This window comes from Flavobacterium aciduliphilum (assembly GCF_003268855.1).
In the GTDB taxonomy this organism is placed as follows: Bacteria; Bacteroidota; Bacteroidia; order Flavobacteriales; family Flavobacteriaceae; genus Flavobacterium; species Flavobacterium aciduliphilum.
Genome location: NZ_QLSZ01000026.1, coordinates 1 through 1,365 on the forward strand (window position 1 = coordinate 1; position 1,365 = coordinate 1,365).

A 1,365-nucleotide genomic window follows, 5' to 3' on the forward strand; every position below is an offset into this window, starting at 1 on the left:
GGTAGTGTTTCACAAACTGTGTAAGTTGAAAAGTTATTCTGAAAATTTGAGCTAATTCAAAAAGCTCAAAAATTTTCGGAAATAACTTTTTAACATTTAATACATTTACATAGTTATGATTGACAAAGACGACTTATTAAACAACAAGGATTTTTATAAATCCTTCAAGAATGCAGAAGATTTAACCTCATTATTCCAAACGATGCACAAACGAGCTGTAGAACACATGCTTGAAGCCGAACTTGATGCTCATTTAGACAATGAAAAACATGATAAAACTACCTCGGGAAATTATCGCGACGGACATGGAACCAAGAAAATAAAGACCACCTTTGGTCAGCAGCAAATCAAGGTTCCTCGTGACAGAGATTCTTCTTTTAACCCAATGCTTGTTCCCAAAAGAGAAAATATTGCTCAAGGAGTTGAGAACGTCATCATTTCACTTTATGCCAAAGGAATGAGTGTTAGTGATATAGAGGAACAAATCAAAGAAGTATATGACTTTGAAGTGTCTTCTTCCACCATATCTCGGATTACTAGTGCCATTACTAATGATGTCTTTACTTGGCAAAACAGACCGCTAGAAGACCTTTATTTAATTGTTTGGATGGATGGTATTGTTTTCAAAGTCAGGGAAGGCTCAAAAGTCATCAACAAAACTATCTATTTAGCCGTGGGACTCAATAGGGATGGCAAAAAAGAAGTTCTTGAAATGTGGTTGGGTAAGAATGAAAGCAGTAGTTTTTGGATGAGTGTTTTAACTGATTTAAAGGCTCGTGGCGTTGAAGATATACTCATAACCGCTACTGACAATTTAAACGGATTTACTCAAACAATCCGAAGTGTTTTTCCTGAATCCCAAACACAAATCTGTGTGGTTCATCAAATTAGAAACGCCTGTAAATATGTTGTATGGAAAGACAGAAAACAATTTACAGCCGATATGAAGCATATTTACAATGCTCCAACTAAACAATCCGCAGAACTGGCTTTAAACGATTTTGCAGACAAATGGGAAGCCAAATATTCTTATGCAATCAAATCCTGGCGAGATAACTGGGACGAATTGACTGTCTTTTTTGACTTTCCCATAGAAATTAGGAAAATCATTTACACTACAAATCTAATCGAAAATCTTAATGGAAAAATTAGAAAATACACCAAAAATAAAATGTCATTCCCAACGGATGATGCTGTTTTAAAATCTGTATATTTGGCTCTACATGAAGCAACCAAAAAATGGACAATGCCTATTCGAAATTGGGGTATGGTTTTAAACCAATTTATCCTTATTTTTGACAAAAGACTCCGATTATAAAAACGAAGCCTTGACTTTTCAACTTACACACTTTTTGGGATAGTGTC

General features: G+C 34.9%; 1 protein-coding gene. It reads left to right on the plus strand.

Annotated elements, in window-relative coordinates; translation table 11 throughout:
• The first annotated feature begins 115 nt into the window (after positions 1 to 115).
• Positions 116 to 1,318, plus strand: a complete 1,203-nt coding sequence (locus tag CLV55_RS12755) for an IS256 family transposase (protein WP_112114178.1) — start codon at positions 116 to 118, stop codon at positions 1,316 to 1,318.
• The last annotated feature ends 47 nt before the right edge of the window (positions 1,319 to 1,365 follow it).